We start from the raw sequence: 19251 nt of genomic DNA on the forward strand, positions 1-19251 counted from the left end.
CGGTCGCTAGCGTGGTGTCCCAGTGACTGATCGCGAGCGGTGATCCGCCAGGTGGCACCAGGTGCCGTGGCGTCGCGGACGCGGCCCGGTCAGGAGACGTTCCGGTCGTCTGTCGCGAGGAGGTCGAGGTGTCGGGCACGCGGCGAGCACGCCTGCTCGTCTCCGGCATCACGGAGAGCCTGGAGGCGGCGCTCGCGCTCGCCGACCAGCTCGACGAGCAGGCGACCGAGCTGGCCTCCGGCGCGCTGCCCGTCCCGTCGGCCGCCGCGCTCGACCCGGAGACGCTCGGCGCGGTGCCGGCCGACCTCGCCGGCGATCTCGACCAGGTCGCGCTCGCGCTGAGCGAGGCCGGCGCGCTCGCTCGGCGGCAGGCGCCCGCGTTCGCCGGCGCCGGCTGGGACGCGCCGGAGTGGCGGGGAACGGAGTGGCGGGGAACACCGCCCGCGGGCGGCGCCGACCCCACGCCCGGGCCACCGGTCCGGCCGGGGCTGTGGCGGCTGGGCCGGATCCTCGTGCCGCCGCTGGCCCGCGGCGAGCGCACCGTCGAGGTGCCGCTGGCGGTGCCGCTGCTCGACGCGGGAAACCTCCAGATCGAGACCACCCGCCCCCGCCGCGGCGAAGCGGTCGGCCTGGTCCGCGGCCTGCTCACCCGGATCCTGGCGAGCGTCCCCCCGGGTGGCGTCCGGATCACCGTCTACGACCCGCACGAGCTCGGGGCCGGCCTGGCCGCTTTCGCCCCGCTGCGGGTGGCCGGGGTTGTCGGCCCGACGCTGACCAGCCGCGCGCGCCTCGAGCTCGCCCTCGCCGAGCTCTCCGGCGAGGTCGGCCGGATCACCGTCGAACGCCTCGCCGGCCGGTTCGACTCGCTACGCGAACGGGAGGACGCCGGCCTGCCCCGGTCGGAGCCGTGGCGGCTGCTGGTGCTGCTGGGCTGGCCGTCCCTGCCCGACGAGGCCGCCCGTGCGCTGGACGCGGTGGCCTCCCAGGGCCCCTCGTGCGGGGTGCACGTCATCGCGGTCGTCGAACCCGGGGGCGGTGGGGTCGACGCCCCCGGCGGGCGGGCCGCGGGGCGACTGCCGAACGCGGAGACGATCACCGCGGTCGAGCTGCTGGCCCTGCGCGGCGAGAGCGACGGCGGGATGCCCGGCGGCTGGCGCACCACCCTGTCCGGCCTGCTCGGCTGCGTCCTGGATGACCCTCCGCCGTCGGTGGTCGTCTCGGATGTCACCGCCCGGGTCGCCGCCGGGGTGGAGCGCGCCGCCGCCCGCGCGCCGGACCTGGGCGGCCTGCTGCCCGCCGGGCTCTGGGAGTACGAGAGCTCGGCCGGGGTCTCCGTCCCGGTGGCGCACGGCCCGGACGGCGAGGTCACCCTCGCCTTCGATGACGACACCGTGCACGGCCTCGTGGGCGGCCAGGCCGGGGCCGGGAAGTCGACCCTGCTGCTCGACGTGGTCTACGGGCTGGCCGCCCGCTACGGCCCGGACCAGCTCCGCTTCCACCTCCTCGATTTCAAGGAGGGCCTGGAGTTCGCCCAGTTCGCCGCGCGTCCGGGCGACCCCTTCTTTCTCCCGCACGCCGACACCGTCGGCATCGAGAGCGACCGGGAGTTCGGCGTCGCGGTGCTGCGCGCCGCCCGGGACGAGATGCAGCGGCGCTCGGTGACGATGCGGGCCGTCGGCGCGCGCGACCTGCGTGGGCTGCGTGCCGCCGACCGCAGCTCCGCCTGGCCGCGCACCCTGATCGTGATCGACGAGTTCCAGGTCATGCTCACCCCACTCGACGCGGTCGCCCGGGAGGCGGTCGCGCTGCTCGAGGTGATCGCCCGCCAGGGCCGCGCCTACGGCATCCACCTGCTGCTGGCCAGCCAGACGCTGTCCGGCATCGACGCGCTGGACGCGACCGCGGGCAAGCGCGGATCGATCTTCGGCCAGTTCGCGCTGCGCGTCGCGCTGCGGACGTCGATCTCCGAGTCCCGGGTTCTGCTGTCGACCGCGAACGAGGCGGCGGGCGCGTTGTCCGGTGTCGGCGAGGCCATCGTGAACCGGCGCAACGGCCATCCGATCGGTAACGAGCACGTCCGGGTGGCCTATCCCGACCCGAAGGTGATCGCCGGGCTGCGGGAGCGGATCGAGGCCCTCGTGGCCCGGGCCGTCCCGCCGATGCGGGCGCCGCGGGTGTTCGTCGGCCACGCGCCGGCCGTCCTCGCCGACAACCCGGCCTTCCAGGCGCTGGCCGGGCGGCCGGCGCCGCTGCCCGGGGAGGCGGCGGGGGACCCGCTGGCCTTCGTCGGCGTCCCGCTGGACCTGGCCCCGCCGGCGGTGGGGGTGCGGCTCGCCCGGCTGCCGGGCCGGCACCTGGCGATCCTCGGCCCGCTGCGCCGCGAGGCGGTCGGCATGGTCCAGGCGGCGGCCGTGTCCGTCGGTGCCCAGACGCCGCGCGGCGGGCTGGTCGTCGACGTGGTCGCCGCCGATCCGGCCACGGTGGCCGCGGCCGAGGTCATGGCGGACGTCCTGCGGCGCTCCGGGCATCCCACCCATGTCACGGACGTCACCGGTCTGCGGGGGGTGCTGGGGTCGGCCGCGGCGGAGATCCGGGCCCGGGAGGAGGCCGCGCTGGCCGGGCGGGGCGAGGCCGCCGCGGGCATGCGGCTGATCGTCGTGTTCGCGATGGACGCCGGCCGCGCCGGGCTCGAGGCGCGCGACGACGCGTCGCGCCGGTCCGGCCTCGACGACCTGCGGACGCTGACCCGGCGCGGCCCGGCCACCGGCGTGCACCTGCTCTGCTGGTGGCGGGCGCCGTCCCGGCTCGTCGACGACCTCGGCCCGGGCCACCGGGACGACATCGCGGCCTGGGCGGCGACGGGCCTGCCCGGTGGTGACCTGTTCGGCCTGGCGGGGCACCGTCCGGTCACGGCGGGCACGACGCCGAACCGGGCGGTGCTGTTCGACCGGCACGCCCAGGCCGAGCCGCGCACCGTCGTCCCGTTCGCCCCGCTCGGCACGGGGTCGGCGACCGAGAGCGGAGCGGCGGTGTGAGCGGCGCGGGCCGGCGTGGGGTGAGTGATCCGCCCGGGGCGGGGAATGCGCGGAGGGTGGCTGATCCATATGGACTCTCGACGGGTCCCGACGCTGCCGGGGCGGGTGCCAGCGGCGGGCTGGGGCCTCCCGACCCCGGCTCCGGTCCCGATCCCAACCTGGGCCACGGGCGGGGGAACGGGAGCGTGAGCGGCGGCGGGAGCGCCCCGGGGACGGGCGGGACGATCGGCTCCGGCCTCGCCGAGATCCCGGACGGGCCGCTCGTGCCGACCATGCCCTCAGGCGCCACCGCTCCCACCCCCCGGTCCGGCTCCGCCGCGGCCGTGCCGCCCCGGCCCGGCGCGTTCGTGCCGCGGGAGCTCGACCATCCGCTGGTAGCGGCCAACCGGTACCGGGAGCTGATGGGGGCCTCCGACGCGGTGCGGGCCCGGCTGGCCGAGAGCCTCGCCGCCCGCCAGGAGGGGCACGACGTGATCGCCCGCCGGCACCACTCGGCGGCCGACGACATCCGCACACGCATCGGCGTCGTCTGGGGGAGCGTCGGCGGGTCGCTGGCCCCGCACGGCCTGGGCGAGCTCGACCAGGTGCGCCCCCGCAGGGGCGAGGGGCCCGACCTCGAGGCCGTCTACCAGCGGTACGCCGGCGATCTGGACGGGCTCGACCGCGGCCGCGGCGGCCGTCCCACGGCTGTGACGATCGACGCGGCGGGCGGCCGTCGCGCGTCGCGCGGCTCGCGGGCCCGCGGTGTCGACGAGCAGCCCTCCATGGGCCAGCGCGGCGGGAAGCGGCTCGGCGCGGCGTCCGGCGGCCAGCTGTCCGGCCGTGGGTCCCGCGGCCGGGCGCCGGCTGCCGGCGGCCTGGTCGGCGCCGACGGTCTGGTCGACCCGGAGCGGGCGAAGAAGCTTGCCTACCGGCTGTGCCTGGAGGTGATGGCCCGCTCCGCCGAGCTGCGCGCGGTGACGAAGGGCGCCTCCGGGATGTCCGCGGGGCTGGTCACCGCCCTGTGCTGCGCGCTCGGCGGCGCGCTGACGGTGGCGGCCCGGGTGTTCGTGGCGGCGCCGGCCCTGCCGTGCCTCGCCGCGGCCGGGGGAGTGGGCGCGATCGCGGTGGTCGCGGCCACCGGCTCGTCCGCGGCGGCCGCGGTGCGCAGCGCCCTGCTCGCCGCGGCGTCGGCGGCGGTCGCCGTCTTCGCCACGTTCGGTTTCGTGCCCATCGAGCCGGCGGGGGCCATCGGCTCGCTGGCCGTGCTCGCGCTCGCGCTGCGGTTCGGGCTGGGCTTCGGCGCGGCCACCGGCTCGTCCAAACCCACCGGCCAGGGCGGATCCGGGCGGCGCTGAGGCCGGGGCCGGGCAGCCCGCGCCGGTGCGGGGACCACCCGGTGCGGGGACCACCCGGTGAGAGGACCCAGCCGGTGGTGAGGACCCAGTCGGTCAACGAACGGAGTGCACGGTGGCAGGGACGATCGCCGACGTCAAGGCGCAGCTCGACGAGGCGTTCCGGCGCACGGAAGATGTGACCGGCCAGCTCGAGGGCGCGCTCAACATGATCGAGGAAGCGCAGGCGATGGTCGTGGCGGCCACCGACGGCAGTGAGCACCTCGCCGTCGAGCAGCTCACCAGTGCGCTGGTCGAGACCAGGGACAGCCTGGAGAACGCGCTCGCCGCGCTCGGCAACGCCGTCCAGGAGGTCAAGGTCTACCGCGACGGTCTGTGACCGGTTGCGTACCACCGGCTCGGCTCCGACGTGGTGTCGGACACACTGCCGGTGGGGCCGGTGTCGGCGGGGGAGAACCGCGGCGCGCGGTGCGGCCGGACCGGCCGGGCATGTGCACTGGTCGCGCAGTGGTGCGTACGCGGACGAACTGGTCGGGGTCCGTGTCACGGAGACCCGCACGCGCTGTGCGGTGGTGGTAACCCGCCGGGTGTCCGGGTAACAACGTCCTGGCCGGGCGGCAACGCGGTGCATCCGGTAGCCAGGCTCACTACAGTCCGGATTGTCCCGTGCGCCCGACCCTTCGGCGGGCCGTGGCCGACAGTGCCCACATTGCCGGCCGTGCGCCGACCGACGGTGCCGGGCACCATGACGACCAGGAGGGCTTCTTCCGCCGTGTCGGACATCGACCTGCTCGATCTTCCGCTGGTTCTGCTGTCCAACCGAGGTCCTGTCAGCTTCGATCGTGACGCGTCCGGCCGGACCGTCAACCGTGGCGCCGGCGGGCTGGTGTCCGCGCTGTCCGGCCTCGCCGAACACCTCGACGACGCGGTCTGGGTGTGCGGCGCCGCGACCCCCGAGGACGCCGCCGTCGCCGGTGAGAACGACGGCGGCGCGATCCTGGTGCAGACCCAGCCGACCCCGCACGTCGTCGAGGGGCAGCCGGACGGCCCGTCGATCAGGGTCCGGTTGGTGGTGACCGATCCGGAGGCCTACGCCGACTTCTACAGCGTCTGGTCGAACCCGATCCTGTGGTTCATCCAGCACGGCCTGTACGGCCGGTCGCTGGCTCCGGTGCTCACCCGGGCCGAGCACGACGCGTTCGAGAACGGCTACGCCGCGGTGAACCGGGTCTACGCCGACGCCGTCGCCGACGAGGTGCGGTCCCGCGGCGGCAAGGCGCTGGTGCTGCTGCAGGACTACCACTTCTACCTGGTGGCCGAACACGTCCGCGAACAGTGCCCCGACGTTGTTCTCACCCACTTCGTGCACATTCCGTGGCCGGGCCCGGACGAATGGCGCGTGCTGCCCGGGAACATCCGGGAACGTCTGCTGCGCGGCCTGCTCGGCAGTGACGTCGTCGGCTTTCACACCCGCCGTTACGCCCGGAACTTCGTGCTGTGCGCCGGCGAGCTGCTCGGCCTGCCGATCAACCTCGACGACCTGACCGTCACGGTGAACGACCGGGTGGTGAGCGCCCGCTACTATCCGATCTCCGTCGACCCGGCGGCCCTCGACGCCACGCTGGCCAGCGAGGACGTCGCCGCCCACATGGCGATGCTGCGCTACGTGTTCCTCGACGAGGACCGCCAGCTCGTGCTCCGGGTGGACCGCACCGACCCCAGCAAGAACGTGGTGCGCGGTTTCCTGGCCTTCGGCACCCTGCTCGACCAGCATCCCGAGCTCGTCGGGCGGGTCAGCTTCCTCGCGCTGCTGCAGCCAAGCCGGACCGACGTCCCGGAGTACGCCGACTACATCGCGCTGATCGGCGCGGTCGTCGCTGAGATCAACGCCAAGCACACCAAGGAGGGGCGCCAGCCCATCGATCTCCGCATGGTGGAGGACTTCGCGCTGGCGGTCGCCGCCTACTCGATCTGTGACGTGCTGATGGTCAACGCCATCGCCGACGGCATGAACCTCGTGGCCAAGGAGGTCGCCGTCGTCAACCGGCGCGGCGGCGTGCTAGCGCTGTCCGAGATGGCCGGGTCGCACGAGGAGCTGGGTGAGTTCGCCGTCACGCTGCACCCGTTCGACGTCCAGCAGATGGCCGACGCCCTCTACACCGCGCTCACGATGCCGATGGAGGAGCGGCACCGTCGGCTCGCCGCGGCCGCCGAGCAGGTCCGCACGCACGACGTCCGGCGATGGCTCAACGACCAACTGGCGGATCTGCGTCACCTGGCTGGATTCTCCTGAGACGTTCCCGGGCGGGTACGCTCGGCGGGAGGTCGGGCATGGTTACCGTGGACGACGAGACAGGAGTTGACGTGTCGGAGACCGGTCATGTGCGGGGCAACGTGGGCTCTTGGGCGGCGGTGTACATCATTATCGCCGCCTTCATCTTCGGGACTCTCGCGTTGATCCTCGGTTCGGTGCCCCTGTGGATCGCGGCCGGTGTGGCGATCGTCGCGGGTGCCGCCATCGGCCTGGCCTCCAACATCATGGAGCAGGCGTACTGAGCGCGGCGCGCCTCTGGTTCAACCAGACCTGGCGCGGCACCTACCAGCTCATCGGGCTGCTGCGGGACGGAGCCGGCCCCGGCCGGCTGACGGTGCTCGGTTCCCACCAGATCCCGAGCACCCCGTTCCTGCAGGCCTGCGACGCCGTCATCGACGAGCCATCGGGCGAGGGCGACGAGTTCGTCGAGCAGGCACTGGCGGCGTGCCGCCGGCACGGGATCGACGTGTTCGTCCCCGGGCGCAACATGTTGGACGTCGCCGCCCGGGTCGGCGAGTTCGAGGCCGCCGGAGTGCGGGTCATGTGCTCCCCAGCCGCCTCGGCGCGGATCTTCACTACCAAGTCCGGGCAGTACGCGGCGATGGCGGCCCGTGGCCTGCCGGTGCCCCACACCCGGACGGTGACAACCTTCGCGGAGTTCGAGGCCGCCTGCGACGAGTTGTCGGCCGCGGGCTGCACGGTCTGCGTCAAACCGGACGTCGACCACGGCGGCCAGGGCTTCCGGATCATCGACGGGGACGCCGAGCGCCTGACGGCGCTGTTCGAGCCGCCGTCGGTGCGGGTCAGCCCCGCCACCATGGAACGCATCCTCGGCCGGGCCGGCAGCTTCCCCGCCCTCGTCGTGGGCGAGTTCCTGGACGGGCCGGAGTTCAGCGTCGACGTGCTCTCCCGCCCCGCTCCCGGCACGAGCCCCGCGCCCGGGGCGGGCCCGGTGGCGGTGCCCGGCAGTGTCCTGGCGGCGGTGCCGCGGGGCAAGGACGGCCTGCCCTGGACCCGCAACCTGCGGGCGGACGGGGCCGTGACGGAGCTCGCCACCCGCGTCGTCGAGGAGTTCGGGTTGGCGTACCTGAACAACGTCCAGGTCCGCTACCGCGGAGCCACGCCGGTGCTGCTCGAGGTCAACACGCGGGCCGCCTCCGGGACCTACCAGTCGGCGGCGGCCGGGCTGAACCTGCCCTGGCTCGCGCTCGCGCTCCTGCTCGGGGAGCCGGTGGAGGTGGGCTCGCCGGACCTCCCGCAGACGCTCATCGCCTACAACGAGGCGATGGTCATGCGCCCGCTCGACCGCCTCTCGCCGCGCCCGCGTGGTCACGGCGTGGCCCGGGACGCCGCCCGTCGGCTGGGCTCGGCCGCCGGCCGGGTGCACCGCCGCAGCACCGGCCCCGACCGAGCCCAACCCGCCTGACGGCCCGGCCGGCCCCCTGCCGGTGCCAGTCGCCTGTCGGGGCCAGTCGCTCCCCGGTGGCTCAGTCGTCCGCCGGGTCCCCGGGGGTGCCGGCGGACGTCCGCAGGGAGCGCGGGGTGACGAAGTCGAGCAGCCTCGTCGTGGCCGGGCCGAGCTCGGCCCAGCGCGGCACCGAGGGGTCGTGCACGGCCAGCGCCGCCGTCGGGAACGTCGGCACGCGGTGCCGCTCGGACGGGGCGAGCAGCCCCACCGCGAGCGTGTGGATGCCCGGGTTGTGGCCGACCAGCAGCACGGTCGGGACACCGTCGTCGATCTCCCGCAGCCGGGCCAGCAGGTCGTTCGCCTCGGCCAGGTAGAGCCGGTCCTCCACCAGCACCGGGACGTCGCCGGGCAGCGCGTCGGCCAGGTGCTCCACCGTCTCGCGGGTGCGCACGGCGGACGAGCAGAGCACGAGGTCGGGCTCGAGACCGGACGCGGCCAGGTAGTCGGCGACCAGCGCGATACCGCGGCGCCCCTTCGGGGAGAGCGGGCGGTCCTGGTCACGGACCTCCGGGTCGGATGTCCAGTCGGACTTGGCGTGCCGCAGCAGCAGTAGGCGCGAGGTGGGCCTCACCGCGCGGCCTCGGCACGCGCGAACCCGTCGCCACCGGACACCATGGTCCTCCCCGTCTGTCGCCTGTCGAACGCCCGTCGAACGCGCCGGCACAGGCGCCGTGACGACTCGCAGACTGCCCATCGCCGGAGGTCTCCGTCAATGCCTTCGTTACGCCGCCCACCGGCCTGTGGTCTCGATGTGGTGGCGTGAGGCGTCCGACGAGGACGGCCCGGTCATCGCCGGGGGGGACGATGACCGGGCCGGAGGACGTGCGGCCCGTGGCCGGGTCAGCTCGCGACGGCGATGGAAAGCAGGAGGCGGTCCGCGGCGGCGAGCGCGTCGTCCGCGCTGAGCCGGCCCCGCGGGACGAGGGCGGAGCGTTGGTCCGAGGTCAGCCCGCCCCAGACCCCGTGCTCCTCCTGGCGGAAGATCGCGGTGGCCAGGCAGGCCCGCTGCACCGGGCAGTCGGAACAGATCTTGCGGGCCCGGGTTTCGGCGGCCGCACGTGCTTTGGTGTTGCGCCCGTCCGGCGGGAAGAAGGCGTCCGGGTCGCCGTCGCGGCACGCGGCGTCCTGGCGCCAGTAGACGGGCCAGCCCTCGCCGAACGGCTGCGGCGGGAGGTCACGACCGGGAAGTACGGGTACGCCGGCACTCATCGGTTGCCTCCCTCGCGGACGGAATCGGACGGCGACAGGGACATGGGTGCGGCGGGGCTACCGACCGGTAGCATGCCGGGCTGACTGGGCATACCGTCTCCTGCTGACGTTGCAAAGGCGGACAGGTGCGCTGCGGTAACGCACGTCCGGCGTAGCGCCATACACCGGACAGGCGGGCCTACCAGCACGAGTCGAGAAGCCCCCAGGTGCTTCCCAACAGTGCGCCCGGCGTGTACTCGGAGCCCCGCTCGGAAACGATCCCGTCTCGTCTCGTTAACCGAGGAACGTAGACTTCTCTCGACCGGATAGCAAGGGTTCCGGAACGCCGACGTCCGGATCTCTCCGGGCCCCCCGATTGGTGGTGCTCCGGGGCGGCGGACCTCACCTTCCCAGGTCCATGGCGGTTACGTCACCGTTTCCGCGCGCGCTGTGCGCTAGGTCTCCCAGGCATACAAGCGGCTGCTGTACAGGCATTCTGTAGAGGCAGCAAGATCGGTGTGACGGCACCGTGGCGGTGAGATGTCGGTGCAGGGAGCGCCGGTCGGGGGCGGTCGGAGGCCGCCTCCGGAGCGGGTTGCCGGCAGGTAAAAAAGGTACAAAATGCCGCCGGATTTCGGATGTCGCCGCTCATCAGCCTTGAAATGTGCTCAGGACCACATGAGGGTACCGTGGGTTTGAAACGTATCAACAGTCCGGCGGCCGGACGGCCAGGCGGCCGGCCGCCAGCTCGGATCGGCCGGCGATCGACTCGAGCTCAGTCGGCGGTCCGCCGGCGGTTGGGCTGGAGATCAGCTGGTGGTCGGCAGGCCCGCCGCGGCCCAGGCGTGGAACCCGCCGATCACGTCGGTCGCCGCGGGCAGGCCCAGATCCTGGAGTGAGGCGGCGGCCAGGCTGGAGGTGTAGCCCTCGGAGCAGATCACGATCGGCACGATGTCGTCGCCGGTCGCGAAGGGGGCGCGGGCTTCGCAGGTCGGGTCGAGTCGCCATTCGAGCACGTTGCGTTCGATCACCACGGCGGCCGGGATCGAGCCCTCGGCGGCCCGCTGGGCCGCCGGCCGGATGTCGATCAGGACGGCGCCGTCGGCCAGCGCCGCCGCGGCCCGCTCGGGGGTGAGGCGGCGCAGCCGGGCGCGGGCCGCGCCGAGCATCGCGTCGACCCGGCTCTCGCTCATGCCGGGACCACCGCGGCCACGCCCCGCGACTCCCGCGACTCGCGGGGCATGGGCGGCACCTCCGCCGTGGCCCGGGCGGCCGCGCTCGGCTCCGTCCGCCGGGCGAGGTCCGGCGCGTACCGCAGCGGCAGCTCGGGTGGCGAGTAGGCGTGGATCGTGGTGGCCAGGCCGTGCCCGCGGTTGACGATGCGGTGGACGTGATCCGGCCGGAAGAGGGCGAGCGCCCCCGCCCCGTGCCGGTGCGTCCGGGTGATCTGCCAGTCGGCCCCGCACTCGTCCTCGTCCACGGCGCCCTCGGCGACGGCCAGCGCCCCCAGCGCGCCGCCGTGATCGTGGATCTCCGTCCGCTGCCCCGGGTACCAGCCGATGAGCCACACCTCGACGGCGCCGGACAGCAGCAGGCGGGTGTACCAGCGGCTGTCCGGGTCGTGCCGGACGAGCGGCCGCCAGGCGAGGTCGGCGCCCGCCAGCCGGGCGACCAGTTCGCGCAGGTCCGCGAGGCCGAGAGTCATCGGCTCGTCGACGAGAAACCGGTCCGGCACGAGTGGCGTGACGCCGGACGGCGCGACACCGGGCGACGTGGCCTCATGCGTGGCCGCCACAGCCGGACGGAGCAGCGCAGGGTGGATCAGCGGCATCGGTGCCTCCTTGCACGAGTGCCACGCGCGACGCGAGTGCTGGCGGGCGGACGTCACGCAGGTGACGCCATCGCGGACACGTCGAACGCATCGGTGGGTCGAACGCATCGGTGAGCGGAGTGAAGAGGCCTCGTGCCGACAGTCGGCGCCGGGCGCGGGCGGGGCGGCTCCCAACCGGCCGTCGACGTCCCCGGCTTACCGGCGCTTCCCGCGGACCGGCGCGCATGCGCGGGCGGGCCGCGGCCGGTGACCGGCCCCGGGGCATCGGGTGCGGTGGCTGGGATCAGCCCCGGGGTGCGGGCTGGTGGCTCGGCGTGCCTCTTCGGGACACCCCGCGGCGTCAGGCCTTGCGGGGCGGGCGGGACGGGCCTGGCGGGCGGCGGGCACAACAGCCCGCCGGCGGTCAGACCCGGGTCGTACAGGCCGCGGTGACGACCCTGCTCAGGTCGGTCACGCGGTCGCTGTGCAGCAGGAAGCCCGGTACGGCCATACGAGGGACTCTACGCCATCCCGGTGCCCCGCTCGTGGCAGGGAGGAGTTCGCCGGATACGCCGGGGAGTCCCCCGGGGGGGTCATGCGCTCGTTATCGTCACGGGAGGCGATCGGACGGGAGGTGCGGGATGGTCCAGACCGGCGCCGGCCCGGATGCGCTGGCGACCAGCAGCACCGAGCCGCGGACGCTCGGCGGCGCCGGCCGTTGCCTCAAGCCCGGGCCGAGGCCGGAGGTCTACGCGGTGCAGAGCCGGATGCGCGGCCTGCTCGACGCCGTGGTCGATGTCGCGCGCGAGCTGAGCCTGCCAGTGACGCTACGCCGGATCGCGCAGGCGGCCCGCTCCCTGGTGGACTGCGAGCTCGGCGCGCTCGGGGTCCTCGGCCAGGACGGCGCCATCACCGAGCTGATCGCGGTCGGCCCGGGGGAGGAGGTTCCCCGCGACATCGCCCGGATGCCGCCCGGCCGCGGCCTGATCGGCGAGCCCGGGGGCGGCCCCCACCCGGGCGGGAACGCGCCGCGGGTGGGCACCGCCGTCGTCGCGCCGGAGACGCTCGGCTTCCCGCCCGGCCGGCCTCGTTTCACCACGTTCCTCAACGTCCCGATCGCCGTCCGCGGGGAGGCGTTCGGCAACCTGTACCTGGTGGGCAAGCGCGGCCCCGAGTTCACCCAGGAGGACGAGGACCTGGTCGAGGCGCTCGCCGCGGCCGTCGGCTTCGCCATCGAGAACGCCCGCCTTTACGAGGCCACCCGGCGGCGCCAGGCCTGGCTCACCGCGAGTGCCGAGATCACCACGGCGCTGCTGTCGGTGGCCGAGCCCGTCGACGCGTTACGGCTGGTCGCCCGGCGCGCCAGGCAGATCACCTCGGCCCTGCTCGCCGCGATCGTGCTCCCGGTGAACAGCGCGGAGGCGGCCCGGCCCGGCCGCTTCGGCGTCCAGCCCCGCCGGCCCGCCGCACGGCCCGGCGCGGCCCCCAGGTCGCTGGAGGTGGCCGTCGTCGACGGTCCGCTCGCCGAGCAGCTGCGGGGGCGGATACTGCCCGAGCGGGTCGGGCTGTTCAAGATCATGAATGCGGGCCGGGCGATGCTCGTCCCCGCCGAGCGCGCCGATCCCGCCGCGCACAGCCTGCTGGGCGAGGCCGTCGACGGCCTGGTGATCGGCACCGTGATGGTCATCCCGCTGCTGGCCGCCGGGCGGCCGCTGGGGGTGCTCATGCTCACCGCGGCCCCGGGCGCGGTCCCGTTCGACCAGCTCGACCTGGAGATGGCGGCGGCGTTCGCCGGCCAGGCCGCGCTCGCCCTGGAACTCGCCCGCGTGCAGTGGGACAGGGAACGCCTCGCGGTGTTCGAGGAACGCGACCGCATCGCCCGCGACCTGCACGACGTCGTCATCCAGCGGCTGTTCGCCACCGGTCTGCAGATGCAGGGCCTCGCCCGGGTGATCGACGAGGGCGCCGCGGTGCGGCTCAACGACGCCGTCCGCGAGCTGGATCAGACGATCGCCGACATCCGCCATACGATCTTCTCGCTGACGGCGTCCGCCGGCGCCGTCGACCTGCGGGCCGAGATCGCCGGAATCGTGTCGCAGGCCGAGCAGGCGCTGGGCATCCGGCCCACGGCCCGCATCGACGGCCCGGTCGACCGCGGTATCCCGGAGGTGATCCATCCGCACCTGCTGGCGGCCATCCGCGAGGCGCTGTCGAACATCGCACGGCATGCCCGGGCGACCCGCATCGAGGTGGTGGTGCGGGTCACCAACACCGACGTCTCGGTGCAGGTGCGCGACGACGGCTGCGGCCCGGGTGGCGCGTCGCGCAGCAGCGGCCTGACGAACCTGCGCCGCCGGGCGCTCGACCTCGGCGGCCGGATGGAGTTCGGTCCAGGCGAGGACGGCATCGGCACGACGGTGACCTGGCACGTGCCGCTGGTTCAGCCCATCCCGCCGCCGCGCGCGCTGCCGCGGGCCGGGGACACCCCCGCCCCGCGACTCGGCGTCGGGCCCGCGGAGGGGCCTGGCGAGCCCTGAACCCGTCAGGCGCCCCAGCGGCCAGTCAGGGGCCGGGGCTCCCACGCCGGCTGTCAGGACGACAGCTTGGTGGCGAACACGGCCGCCTGCGTGCGGCTCTCCATCCCGAGCTTGGACAGCATGCTCGACACGTAGTTCTTGACCGTCTTCTCCGCCAGGAACATGCGGGCGGCGATCTGCCGGTTCGTGAGCCCCTCGGCGATCAGCGCGAGGATCCGCCGCTCCTGGTCGGTGAGGCCGGCGAGGCGCTCGTCCTCCACCGGCCCCTCACGCAGCCGGAACAGCACCCGGGAGGTGACCGCCGGGTCGAGCAGGGACTGGCCGGCGGCCACCTGGCGCACCGCGTCGACCAGCGCGGTGCCCCGGATCTGCTTCAGGACGTAGCCCGCGGCCCCGGCCATGATCGCGGTGAACAGGGCGTCCTCGTCGTCGAACGAGGTGAGGATGAGGCAGGCGATCTCCGGATCGTGCGACCGGACGTGCCGGCACACCTCGATCCCGCTGCCCTCCTGCAGCCGCGCGTCCAGGACGGCGACGTCCGGGCGCAACATGATGATGTCCGCGATCGCCTCGTCGGCGCGCCCGGCCTCGCCCACCACGATGATGTCGGATTCCTCGGAGAGCAGGTCACGCAGCCCGCGGCGGACGACCTCGTGGTCGTCGAGAAGGAAGACGCGGATGGAGCCCGCCCGCGACTGCTGGGCGGGCGTCACGCCGGCCTCGGAACTGCCCGTTGATACCTCTGACACCGTTGACTCCGCCCGACCCCGCTGTCGTTGAAGAACGTCGCTGTATGTCACGTGCAGCATGCAGATTATAACTCTGGTGAACGGTTGGTCAGCCGGGTTCAATCGTTGTGTGGACGATGATCCACCAGTCGACCTGAGGAGAGCGGGCGGCGGCCGGTCAGCGCGGCCGAACCGATGAGAACACCGGCCCCCGCGGTCACCAGCAATCCGCGGTGCGCGCCCCCGCCGTCCACCAGACTGCCGGCGACCGGCGCCCCGACGGCTATCCCGCTGACGACCGCCATGGTGAGCCAGGCGAACCCCTCGGTACGCGCCCCGGCGCCGACCAGGCGCTCGACCACCGCATTGCCGGTGATCAGGGTGGGGGAGACGGTCGCCCCGGCCAGCAGCGCGAGCGGGATCATCAGCTCGAGGGTCACCCCGGCCAGTGGCAGGGCCATCCCGACCGCCATCACGGCCGCGGCGAGCAGGAACCGGCCGGACAGGGGCCGGGTGTGCGCCCGCGCGCCGTACACCAGACCGGAGACGGCCGACCCGGCCGCGAACAGCCCGAGCAGCACCCCGCCCACCGCGGCGAGCCCCTCCTCCCGGGCGAAGGCGACCATCGACACGTCCACCCCGCCGAACGCGATGCCGATGCACAGGAAGATCAGCAGCAGTGTGCGGGTGCCCCCGTCGCGCAGCATGCGGGCGCCGGCGGCCGCGCCGCCGCCGCGCGGCCCCGGATCGCTCTCCCGCAGCGCGATCAGTGCACCGGTGCCCGTCGCCAGGAAGACCATCGACGCGACCAGGCCGGCGGGCGGCGCGATCAGCACCGCCAGCAGCGTCACCAGGGTGGGGCCGAGGACGAACACCACCTCGTCGAGCGCCGACTCGAGCGCCAGCGCGGTGCCGAGCAGCTCCCCGCCGCCGAGCCGGGCACTCCACCGCGCGCGGACGCAGGCGCCCACCGGGGGCAGCAGACCGCCGGCGACCGCCGACGCGGTGAACCACACCGGACGCGGCGCGCCGGCGGTCACCGCCACGGTCAGCGTGGTCATCGCCGCCAGATGACCGGCCAGGCAGCCGGACAGCACCCGGGCCTGCCCGAACCGGTCGAGGGCCCGCCCGAGGCGTGGGGCGAGCAGCGCCTCACCGACGGCACCGGCCGCCGCGACCGCCCCGCCCACCCCGTAGGAACCGGTCTCGGCCTGGACGAGAAGCACCGTCCCCACGGAGACCATGGCGATCGGGAGCCGGCCCAGGAACGCGGCGGGGACGAAGCGGGCGGCACCCGGCGTGGCCAGGGCGCGGTGATATGCGGTTGTCATAGCCGCATCAACGGTGCCGTATCACCAGGCTCGTCACCAGCGGTTTTTCCCCACGCCCGCAGGTGGCCCGGACGGGCCCGGCCCCTGTGGGGGCCCGCCCGCCGGGCTCAGCCGCGGTGGCGGGGCCGCCGCTGCTGGCCGAATCCGGGTGGCTCACGCACCCAGCGATGCTGGACCGCCCGGCGCGGATCGGGCCCGGCCGCGCGCAGCCGCTGGACGAAGGGCGCGACCAGCACGGCCCCCACGACGAACCCGACCACGTGCGCGCCGTAGGCGACGCTCCCACCGTCGGCCACCCCGAAGCCGGTGAAGTACACGTACTGCAACGCGAACCAGAACCCGAGCACGATCCACGCCGGCAGCCAGAACGGCAGAAAGAACAACACCGAGACCAGCCCGATGACCCGGGCGCGGGGAAACACGACGAGGTACGCGCCGAGCACCCCGGCCACCGCCCCGGACGCGCCGATCAGCGTGTCGGTGGTGTTCCCCTCGAACACGGCGAAGCCGTACGCCGCCGCGAAACCGCAGGTCAGATAGAAGAGCAGGTACAGCAGCCGGCCCATCCGATCCTCGATGTTGTTGCCGAACACCCCGAGGAACAGCATGTTGCCGAGCAGGTGCAGCCAGCTGCCGTGCAGGAACATCGCGCTGAGCACCGACAGGGCCGGCGACTTGTCGAACGTCGGCGGTGACTCCTGCAGGCAGCCCACCCGGCCCCGCGCGTCCACCGCGAGCCGGCCGGAGTTCGCCACCGACAGCTGCTCGTTCGACAGCAGCTCCTTCGGGATCGCACCCCATTCCTGGAAGAAGCGCTGCTGCTCGCACGCGTTCTGCGTCCGTGAGGTCTGTACCCCGGCAACCGAGCTGACCACCGGCGTGAAGAACACGAAGATCACGACGTTGGCGGCGATCAGCAGCCAGGTCACGACCGGCCTGCGCCGCAGCGGATTGATGTCGTGAATCGGAATGACCACATCGGACATCCTGCCGTAGCCGGTCAGACCGCCGTACCTGGCCGGGTCGCCGCAGCCGGGCAGGCCGCCCCCGGCCGGTCAGACGGCCACGAGCGGTGCGGCGCCGGCCGTCCACCGCGGTGGGATGCGACGCTCCTCACCTCGGTCTCGCTATCGCCGGCCTTTGGCGGGGGGGCAAGGTAGGGGCATGCCCGCCGCTGGCTCTGCCGACCTACCGGGAGGAGCCGCCTCCGGTGGCCCGGACACGGGGACCACGGCGGACGCCGCCGCCCCGCCCACCCGCGCGGCCCCGGTTCAGCCCCCAGCCGGCCGGGCCCGGCGGCGCCCGTCGACCAGCCGCCGGGTGGGGTTCGTCCTCGCGACGTACGCCTTCGTCGTCACCATGCTCGGCACCACCCTGCCGACGCCGATCTACCCGCTCTACCGTGAGCGGTTCGGTTTCTCCCAGCTCATGGTCACCGTGGTCTTCGCGACCTACGCCGTCGGCGTGATCGCGGCCCTGCTGCTGTTCGGACGGCTCTCCGACCAGGTCGGCCGCCGCCGTGCGCTGCTGCCCGGCCTGCTCGCCTCGGCCGCGAGCGCCGCGGTCTTCCTGCTGGCGGACAACGTCGGCGCCCTGCTCGTCGGTCGGGTGCTCTCCGGCCTGTCCGCGGGTGTGTTCACCGGGACGGCCACCGCGACGCTCCTCGACCTCGCGCCACCGCACCGGCGGGGACGCGCCACCCTGGTCGCCACCATCGCCAACATGGGCGGTCTGGGCTGCGGCCCGCTGCTGGCCGGCCTGCTCTCCCAGTACGCCCCCAACCCGCTGCGGCTGACCTTCGTGGTCGATCTGGCGCTGCTCGTCCCGGCCGCGGTCGGCATCTGGCTGATGCCCGAGACCGTCGAGGTGACAGGCCCGGCCCGGCTGCGCCCACAGCGCCCCCGGGTGCCACCGAGCGCCCGGTCGGTCTTCGTCGGCGTCGCGCTGGCTGCCTTCGCCGGATTCGCCGTCCTCGGCCTCTACACGGCCGTGGCACCCGCCTTCCTGGGCGCCGTGCTGGATCCGCCGAACCGGGCCATCACCGGACTGGTCGTCTTCGCTGTCTTCGCCTCCTCCGCCTGCGGCCAGGCCTCGCTCGACGTCGTCACCCGCCGGCTCGCCGCACCAGGACGTCCGCCCGAGCGCATCGGGCTCACCGTCGGCTGCGCCGGGCTGGTGCTGGGCATGGGCGTGCTCGCGCTGGGCCTGGCGACGTCGTCGGTCGCCGGCCTCGTGATCGGTGGCGTGATCTCCGGAGCGTCCCAGGGGATCGCCTTCCGGGCCGGCCTCGCCGCCGTGAACGCGGCCTCCCCGGCCGACCGCCGCGCCGAGGCCGCCTCCGCCTTCTTCGTCGTCGCCTACGTGGCGCTCTCACTGCCGGTCGTCGGGGTCGGCCTGCTCGTCGAACTGACGAGCCTGACCACCGCCGGCCTGGTGTTCGCCGCGATCGTGGCCGCCCTGGCGATCGTCGTCCTGTCCCTGCTGCGCGCCGGGGCCGGCGCCGCAGCTGCTGGTGGTGCCGCTACCGACGGGGCGGTCCCGGTACCGGCGCGGGACCGGTAAAGGGCGGGCGGCGGCTCCGCTACCGCCCGATCGCGGCGTCGGCGGCGGCGATGTCCTTGTGGAAGCGCTTGTGTACCCGCAGCTTCTCGCCGGTCGCCTCCGTCGTCCCCCACAGACCGCTGACCGGCCCCAGAACGGTCTCGCGGGGCAGGCGCGCGAGCGGCGCGTCTCCCTTCGGCTTCGTTGGCACGAGCTTGCCGGCCCTGAGTACCAGAATGCTCTGGTCCGTCACGACCACGATGCGGTAGTCGATCCAGAAAATGATCAACATGGTGAGAAGGAAGAAGTACGGGGTCGGCCCGGTCTGCGCCTGTAAGACGTGCTGCACGGTCTCACCTGGGGCGAGATAGGGCTGGGCGCGCGCGGCGAGTTTGTCACGGAGAGCCATCGTCACTGGTCCTGACTGTTTGTCGAAAAGCAAATATCCGAGATGATCGGACTAGTCCGGAAACTCTAGCGCGGCGCGGTCTCCCCGCTGCTCGGGGGTGGTACTGGAATCTTTTTCGCATCGCCGAAAACCCTCGTCTCGTATGTTCCCGCAGGTGGAGATGGTGGGCCGTCCTGCTCGCACCCGGGCACGCCACCGGACGAAGGCGGTGACGTCCCCGCCCGACAGCCCGAATAACCGTCCGGTGTCGTGAAGTTGACAGGATCGCTGGAACGGCTGGTGATCGCCGGAACGGCCAAGATCTCGGAACCCTGCGCAACGCTCTCCTCCGGCAGGACGAGCGCGCGAGGAGCGCGTCGGCGATCAGGTAGCCCGCGATGCGGTCGCCGCCGTGCTCACTTGCTGGAAGAGACTCCCCACATGAGACACCCGCTTAAGAGCGCACCGCGCTCGATGCTGGAATTCCGGAGCCTGGGTTCGGGTGTGGTGGGGGTCGGAATGGTGGCTGTGTGTCGTGGGTGATGTTCCACTCCGAGGCGGTGTTGCCTGATGGTTC

The 19251-nt window shown here is 73.8% G+C and carries 16 protein-coding genes; 8 read left to right on the forward strand and 8 right to left on the reverse strand.

Annotated elements, in window-relative coordinates:
• Positions 1-128: 128 nt before the first annotated feature.
• From MXD62_RS31625 to MXD62_RS31650, 6 genes are all read left to right on the forward strand, one after another.
• Positions 129-3035, forward strand: coding sequence for an FtsK/SpoIIIE domain-containing protein (locus MXD62_RS31625; protein ID WP_248833034.1), 2907 nt, complete (start codon positions 129-131; stop codon positions 3033-3035).
• Positions 3036-3091: 56 nt separating this feature from the next.
• Entirely contained in the window at positions 3092-4372 is a 1281-nt protein-coding gene (locus MXD62_RS31630) for a hypothetical protein (protein ID WP_248833035.1), read from the forward strand.
• A 112-nt stretch (positions 4373-4484) separates the two neighbouring features.
• A complete protein-coding gene (locus MXD62_RS31635) occupies positions 4485-4748 on the forward strand; it encodes a hypothetical protein (protein WP_018499991.1) in 264 nt (87 codons plus the stop codon).
• 393 nt (positions 4749-5141) lie between these two features.
• Positions 5142-6662 (forward strand): trehalose-6-phosphate synthase, encoded by a 1521-nt coding sequence (locus MXD62_RS31640; RefSeq protein WP_248833045.1) that lies wholly within the window; start codon positions 5142-5144, stop codon positions 6660-6662.
• 38 nt (positions 6663-6700) lie between these two features.
• On the forward strand, positions 6701-6925 hold the full coding sequence (locus MXD62_RS31645) for a hypothetical protein (protein ID WP_071063712.1): 225 nt from the start codon (positions 6701-6703) through the stop codon (positions 6923-6925).
• Between the two features lie 92 nt (positions 6926-7017).
• On the forward strand, positions 7018-8109 hold the full coding sequence (locus tag MXD62_RS31650) for an ATP-grasp domain-containing protein (protein WP_248833036.1): 1092 nt from the start codon (positions 7018-7020) through the stop codon (positions 8107-8109).
• Between the two features lie 61 nt (positions 8110-8170).
• On the opposite strand, the gene MXD62_RS31655 is transcribed toward MXD62_RS31650, so the two are convergent.
• The 4 genes from MXD62_RS31655 to MXD62_RS31670 all read right to left on the reverse strand — a co-directional run bounded on the left by MXD62_RS31655 (position 8171) and on the right by MXD62_RS31670 (position 11170).
• Positions 8171-8722 (reverse strand): histidine phosphatase family protein, encoded by a 552-nt coding sequence (locus MXD62_RS31655; protein ID WP_248833037.1) that lies wholly within the window; start codon positions 8720-8722, stop codon positions 8171-8173.
• 269 nt (positions 8723-8991) lie between these two features.
• Positions 8992-9360: a WhiB family transcriptional regulator gene (locus MXD62_RS31660; protein WP_020462464.1), complete on the reverse strand. Its 369-nt coding sequence runs from the start codon at positions 9358-9360 to the stop codon at positions 8992-8994.
• Between the two features lie 788 nt (positions 9361-10148).
• Positions 10149-10532, reverse strand: a complete 384-nt coding sequence (locus MXD62_RS31665) for a rhodanese-like domain-containing protein (RefSeq protein WP_248833038.1) — start codon at positions 10530-10532, stop codon at positions 10149-10151.
• The gene (locus tag MXD62_RS31670) at positions 10529-11170 is read right to left on the reverse strand and encodes a cysteine dioxygenase family protein (RefSeq protein ID WP_248833039.1); all 642 of its coding nucleotides are present in this window, start codon (positions 11168-11170) and stop codon (positions 10529-10531) included. Before MXD62_RS31670 ends, MXD62_RS31665 begins: the two co-directional genes overlap by 4 nt.
• 620 nt (positions 11171-11790) lie before the next feature.
• Here MXD62_RS31670 and MXD62_RS31675 point away from each other — a divergent pair.
• On the forward strand, positions 11791-13686 hold the full coding sequence (locus MXD62_RS31675) for a GAF domain-containing sensor histidine kinase (RefSeq protein WP_248833040.1): 1896 nt from the start codon (positions 11791-11793) through the stop codon (positions 13684-13686).
• Between the two features lie 53 nt (positions 13687-13739).
• On the opposite strand, the gene MXD62_RS31680 is transcribed toward MXD62_RS31675, so the two are convergent.
• The 3 genes from MXD62_RS31680 to MXD62_RS31690 form a co-directional block, all read right to left on the reverse strand.
• Positions 13740-14399, reverse strand: coding sequence for a response regulator transcription factor (locus MXD62_RS31680; RefSeq protein ID WP_248833046.1), 660 nt, complete (start codon positions 14397-14399; stop codon positions 13740-13742).
• A 134-nt stretch (positions 14400-14533) separates the two neighbouring features.
• Positions 14534-15745, reverse strand: a complete 1212-nt coding sequence (locus MXD62_RS31685) for an MFS transporter (protein WP_248833041.1) — start codon at positions 15743-15745, stop codon at positions 14534-14536.
• A 107-nt stretch (positions 15746-15852) separates the two neighbouring features.
• The gene (locus MXD62_RS31690) at positions 15853-16722 is read right to left on the reverse strand and encodes a rhomboid family intramembrane serine protease (protein WP_248833042.1); all 870 of its coding nucleotides are present in this window, start codon (positions 16720-16722) and stop codon (positions 15853-15855) included.
• A 187-nt stretch (positions 16723-16909) separates the two neighbouring features.
• On the opposite strand from MXD62_RS31690, the gene MXD62_RS31695 reads away from it, so the two are divergent.
• On the forward strand, positions 16910-18307 hold the full coding sequence (locus MXD62_RS31695) for an MFS transporter (RefSeq protein WP_248833043.1): 1398 nt from the start codon (positions 16910-16912) through the stop codon (positions 18305-18307).
• Positions 18308-18326: 19 nt separating this feature from the next.
• Here MXD62_RS31695 and MXD62_RS31700 read toward each other — a convergent pair whose 3' ends face one another.
• Positions 18327-18695, reverse strand: a complete 369-nt coding sequence (locus tag MXD62_RS31700; protein ID WP_071063902.1) for a hypothetical protein — start codon at positions 18693-18695, stop codon at positions 18327-18329.
• Between the last annotated feature and the right edge of the window lie 556 nt (positions 18696-19251).

The sequence above is a fragment of the Frankia sp. Mgl5 genome, assembly GCF_023242985.1.
Lineage (GTDB): Bacteria > Actinomycetota > Actinomycetes > Frankiales > Frankiaceae > Parafrankia > Parafrankia soli.